6 protein-coding genes are annotated in these 5,073 nt (G+C 41.0%); 4 read left to right on the top strand and 2 right to left on the bottom strand.

Annotation, left to right across the window (positions count from 1 at the left end; all coding sequences use genetic code 11):
- The first annotated feature begins 12 nt into the window (after window positions 1-12).
- Both F6K20_RS23715 and F6K20_RS23710 read left to right on the top strand, forming a co-directional pair.
- Complete coding sequence (locus F6K20_RS23715; RefSeq protein WP_287296245.1) at window positions 13-915, top strand: formyltransferase family protein; 903 nt, start codon at window positions 13-15, stop codon at window positions 913-915.
- 167 nt (window positions 916-1,082) lie between these two features.
- The gene (locus F6K20_RS23710) at window positions 1,083-1,832 is read left to right on the top strand and encodes a class I SAM-dependent methyltransferase (protein ID WP_287264634.1); all 750 of its coding nucleotides are present in this window, start codon (window positions 1,083-1,085) and stop codon (window positions 1,830-1,832) included.
- 180 nt (window positions 1,833-2,012) lie between these two features.
- Here the strand turns inward: F6K20_RS23710 and F6K20_RS23705 are convergent, their stop codons facing one another.
- Together F6K20_RS23705 and F6K20_RS40145 are read right to left on the bottom strand one after the other, a co-directional pair.
- Window positions 2,013-2,798: a Sir2 family NAD-dependent protein deacetylase gene (locus F6K20_RS23705; RefSeq protein ID WP_287248147.1), complete on the bottom strand. Its 786-nt coding sequence runs from the start codon at window positions 2,796-2,798 to the stop codon at window positions 2,013-2,015.
- A 283-nt stretch (window positions 2,799-3,081) separates the two neighbouring features.
- Window positions 3,082-3,216: a hypothetical protein gene (locus F6K20_RS40145; RefSeq protein WP_353736812.1), complete on the bottom strand. Its 135-nt coding sequence runs from the start codon at window positions 3,214-3,216 to the stop codon at window positions 3,082-3,084.
- Between the two features lie 305 nt (window positions 3,217-3,521).
- Between F6K20_RS40145 and F6K20_RS23700 the strand changes: the two genes are divergently transcribed.
- On the top strand, window positions 3,522-3,722 hold the full coding sequence (locus tag F6K20_RS23700; protein ID WP_287248150.1) for a hypothetical protein: 201 nt from the start codon (window positions 3,522-3,524) through the stop codon (window positions 3,720-3,722).
- A 423-nt stretch (window positions 3,723-4,145) separates the two neighbouring features.
- Window positions 4,146-5,063, top strand: coding sequence for an HAD family hydrolase (locus F6K20_RS23695; RefSeq protein WP_287264633.1), 918 nt, complete (start codon window positions 4,146-4,148; stop codon window positions 5,061-5,063).
- Window positions 5,064-5,073: the final 10 nt, after the last annotated feature.

Genomic DNA, 5,073 nt, shown 5'->3' with positions numbered 1-5,073 from the left:
ACCCCCGGTACTCTGTATGCTCTGAATCTACATGAGGAGCATTACCTCAGGGCCAGCAAGGATATGCGGATCATATGCGTGTTTAATCCTCCCCTTAGTAGTCCAGAAGTGCATCTCCCGAACGGCTCCTACCAGGCCGATCCGGATGCGCGACAATTCATAGTAAACCGCAAAAAAGATCCCATGACCTTTGCTTACCTAAATCTTAAGGGACACCCCAGAGGAAATTACATGCTGGATCGCCTGATCCAGGCTGGATTGGAACCTGCGCTCGTGATTGAGGAGTGTTCCGATTTGGCTACGGCAGGTAGGCAAGAACTTGAGAAGCAATTGCAAAAGATTGCAGCGGAAACCCCATTGCCTCGATCCCTGCCAGAGATTCTCGCTGGACGCAATGTTCGCTGTGTCGAGACTGCCAATCATAACGACGCACAATCTGAAGAACTACTGACAGCGTTGTGCCCAGATCTGATTGTGCTGGGGGATACCCGGATTATCCGCAACAAGAATATCCTACGCATTCCCGAGCTGGGTATTGTTAATGTGCATCCTGGATATTTGCCGACTGTTAGGGGGAATAATCCCTATCTTTGGTCGATCGTTCACGATCTCCCCCAAGGCGTTACCGTGCATTTCATCGACGAAGGGGTCGATAGCGGGCCGATAATTGCAAGACAGAGGCTATATCTACAGCCAAGAGCCACTTACCCACAACTACTGGCTGCTATCAACCGACTGTGCGGAGAACTGTTGCTGGAAGCGCTCTGTTTTCTTAAAGCTGGTGGGGTGCAAAGTTTAGCGCAAGGGAACTTTGAGAATCCCGGTAAGAAAGTGTTTCGTTTATGCCCGCCTGAAATTAAGTCCGCTGCAATTCAAAAGTTGGAGAGCGGCGAGTACCGTTTTGAAGAAGTTTAAGGAATAGTATAAAAGTATTATTTATAGTGAATATTTATCTGGTTTATGGTTAGATCGAGAGGCTTTACTTGCAGGTATTTTAACCCAAATATTAGCAATTTTACAACAGGGATTAAATTGTTTATAATATCAAAAGTTTGTCAATAATTTGAGCACAAATATTAATTATGATGTATAACCATTCCGAAAATCATTACAAAAATATCGCCAAGATTTTCGATAATCTCTGGTTTTACTCTCCTGAATATATTAAATTCACAACTAAAAAAATCATCAAACATCTACACCTAACTCCCACAGATAGTTTGGTAGATATTGGTTGTGGAACAGGAATTTATAGCCAAGAAATTCTCCATCAAGTTCAATTACAGCAACCGATTATTTGCGTTGATACTTCTGCTGAAATGCTAGAAAAAATTCCGGCAAATAGTCGATTAAATTCCATAGAAATGGATGGAGTAAAATTCTCTAAAAACCCAGGGATTTATAACAAAATTTTCTTAAAAGAAGCTATCCATCATATAGAGGAAAAATTTATACTATTCCAGAATTTATATCAAAGATTAACTCCTGGGGGAATTTTTCTATTATTGTTGTGGCCACCTAATATCGATCATCCTTTATTTACGAAAGCACTAGAGTTGTTTGAAAAAAACCAACCTCGCTATCAAGAAATGATTAATTTACTTGAGCAAGTAGGTTTTGTTGTTGATATGGATATGATTGAGTACCCTTTAGAATTGCCAAAAAATCAGTATTTTGAAATGGTAGAAAATCGTTATATGTCTATGCTTTCTGAATTTAATGATACTGAATTGGCAGCAGGTTTAAAGGAAATCGAAGAAAAATATCAGGATAAGTCAGTGTTGAAATTTAACGATCGCATGGTTTTTATAGCAGCAACTAAACCTGAGTAGATCTGAAGTCAGTAGGGGTGAATGGCCATTCGCCCCTATGTTCTTGCCATGACTAAATTTGAGAGGAGCGAGAATGTCCGGATCGTGTGCCATTCTGCAAAAAGAGTAGGCAAAAGTCGCTCAAACGGTATAGAAGCATTTGACAAGCAAAGCAATATTTCCTCCCACCCCTGCCAAGAGTTAGCTTCCCCGTCGCTCTTGGCATATACTCCACAATTTATCTAATGTATCAGCAGCAGTAGATCTGATCTGGTAATCAGCTATTTCTGAAAGTACAGTCTCAGCAGGATTAATTTCTACTATGGGTAAGTTTAACCTGTTAGCTCTATACAAAGGTTTAGTAATGTATGGGTAGTCTCTGGAGATACCGATCAAAAAAATCAGATCAAAGGAAATATTATCTACTATCTTGAAAGTTTCTTCTGACGAACTCATATGATCTTCACCAAATAACTCCATATCAGGACGAATTAATCCTCCACAAGCTGGACATATGGGTGGTAACTCCATGGGTCTACTATATCCAGCGAGGAGTTCTTCTGCAGTTGTCTTGTAAGAACAATCTACACAATATAGTTCCGAGAGTCGTCCATGTATTTCAATCAAGTTTTTACTACCAGCAGCGCGCTCGAATCCGTCTACATTCAGAGTCCATACCCATGTATTGGGTTTCCAAGCCTCAATTTGTGCAATTACCTGATGAGCACGATTGAATTTTGCTTTATAACAAGCTTCTCCAATTTGCCACAGATATTTCCAAGCTACTTCAGGACGAGTTTGTAACATATTGTTACTCATTGCTTCTTCGATTGGTATACCTTCTTGAGTGAGAACACCTTCAAAAAGTGCACCAACACCACGATATGTAGGTAGCCCAGAGTCTGCAGATAAACCCGCTCCAGCTATGAAAAGAATAGAATCTGCCTGGAGAATACAATCAGCGACAGCACTAATAACCTTATCCATTCGTCATATTATTGATATTTTTAGAAAAAACAGCCTTGTAATTTTAGAACATTTCTGGAAATAAACTAAATAACTGGAGTTTAGACTAACCATAGCAGTGCATTATGGCATATTTAGAGCTAATTTGTCAAGAAAATCTAAAGAGAACTCAATGACGTGCTGAGTAGCCTGTAATCTATATGGAAAAACGAGTTGAAGCACTGTATTCATGAGTCGTCTGCCTGAAAGCTGATTTATCAAGTAAATCTTAAATTAGCTATTCGGCTTAATGCTAGAGACGGTGTCACGAAGTGCAAACACTACTGAAAGCATTTATATATCTATCTTTCAGGCACTTACCATTACTAGTCTTAGTGGACTGGATTTTGCCAACAGCCTCCCAATTTCTCAATGTCCGATCAGTTACCCCTAGGGCTATAGCTGCCTCTCTGGCGTTGCTGAATTAAGGAATGAATGCGCGATTATCTGGTTTTATTAAAGCCTCCTAAATACCCCGAGCGAGGGATTGCTCGGGGTATTTTAAGAGTTTTGTTACCCCCAGAATTGGGGGCTAGGGGGGCGAAACCATACCCATAATCAGCCACGCCGTATGCTTTATAAATCCTATGCAATAGCTTTTTTTAACAAACCCTAAAACTCCCAAAAAAAACTTTTTAAAACCCTTGACAATTAAAATTATAATCATTACAATAATCATTGTAAACCAAGTTGAACTTTATCACAATGTCAGAAACCTTTACTCGCAATTTCAAGAAACAACCTACTCAGCACACTCTGAAAGGTCCTCGTCAATCAGTAATACATAGTATGCAGATGCTGTATGCCCTAGGCTATGCCGAGATTGCCGAATGGACTCCTCTGGAACCGACTGATATTCCAGGTGAAGTAATGACGACTATGACCAAGTATTGGTTGTTGCCATAACACCTTAATTTTCTGGGGGGGTTTCCCCCCTTCACCAAGGTTTTTGGAAACTTCTGACATATGTGATTGACATAGCCGTAGATAGTATTTCTACGGCTATTTTTTTTGTAAGTATATGCGCTGCACACGCTGCGCTAACAGCAATCAGCGGTCAGCTTTCAGGGTTCAGCGGTTTGCAATTGCTGTTAGGTACTTTCGTTCTTGGTTTTTAGGGAACAGGGAATCGGGAATCCCACACTCTCCCTTTGACTATAAATTTAAAAACCTACTCCCTCGGTGCGCTAATGCACGTCAACTTTTGCCTCTTGCCTTTTGCCTTTTGCCTTGCGCGTAGCGCTATATTGACAAGATTGGTTTGGTCGGTAAAAATAGCGTTGTTTGCCTTGAAGCAGATCAGCAATTACAGCCGATAAATCTTAGCTCATGAAAAAAAGAACGTTCTTAGTTTTCCTATCGATTCTCTTATCAGTGTTTTGCCTAGGAGGCTTTCTGGGATGTCCCCCTGCTGCTGCAGACTATGACCCCTTACTGTCTTGGAATCAGGGTGCGGCTAAGCAAGGGATTTTTGACTTTGTGCAAGAGGTTACCAACCCCAACAGTGATAACTACGTTCGTCAAGGCGATCGCATCGCGGTCTTTGATAATGATGGAACCCTGTGGAATGAAAAACCCAAAAATATTTACGGGTTATTTATCAAAGATATGCTAGGGAATGCCTTTTCAAATAAAAGGAATGCCATTTTTGAAGACCTGAAACTGCAGGGATTAACACCGGAAGACTATAAACAGAAGGCGAGGTTCTTTCTGGATAATTCAAAGCATCCAGACTTTGGTATTCCATACATAAAGGTTACTTACCAGCCCATGGTTGAACTGGTCAATTATCTCAGGAGTAATGATTTCAAGGTCTATATTTGTTCTGGGGCGGGACTTGATTTCATTCGCTCCTATGCTGAAGATGCCTACGGTGTTCCCCCTGAAAATATTATTGGTACCACCGTCCAAACCAAGTTTATTACCAAAGACGATGGCTCTCATGTTTTGATTAAGACACCAATACTGGTCAAACCCATTAATAATAACGAAGGTAAAGTAGTGGACATTGACCGCTACATTGGTAAAAAACCAATTATTACCATTGGTAATTCCGATGGTGATTTAGAAATGCTTCAGTACACTGACGACCAAGACGGTCCAGCTTTGATGATGCTGGTTCACCACGATGATCCCCGGGAATATGTATACGATACAGGTGCCGAGAATGCTCTCCGGGAGGCCGACGCTCGTGGTTGGACAGTTATCAGTATGAAAGAGGATTTCTTGACACTCCCCGGTCATTAGACCCGGGGAA

The sequence above is a fragment of the Moorena sp. SIO2C4 genome (genome assembly GCF_010672485.1).
Lineage (GTDB): Bacteria > Cyanobacteriota > Cyanobacteriia > Cyanobacteriales > Coleofasciculaceae > Moorena > Moorena producens.
This window is presented reverse-complemented; position numbering and strand designations above follow the sequence as displayed.

Excerpts from the sequence above, each read along its gene's own strand:
- F6K20_RS23705 (WP_287248147.1), bottom strand. The coding sequence starts at position 2,798 with ATGGATAAGGTTATTAGTGCTGTCGCTGATTGTATTCTCCAGGCAGAT.
- F6K20_RS23700 (WP_287248150.1), top strand. The coding sequence starts at position 3,522 with ATGTCAGAAACCTTTACTCGCAATTTCAAGAAACAACCTACTCAGCAC.
- F6K20_RS23695 (WP_287264633.1), top strand. The coding sequence starts at position 4,146 with ATGAAAAAAAGAACGTTCTTAGTTTTCCTATCGATTCTCTTATCAGTG.
- F6K20_RS23710 (WP_287264634.1), top strand. The coding sequence starts at position 1,083 with ATGATGTATAACCATTCCGAAAATCATTACAAAAATATCGCCAAGATT.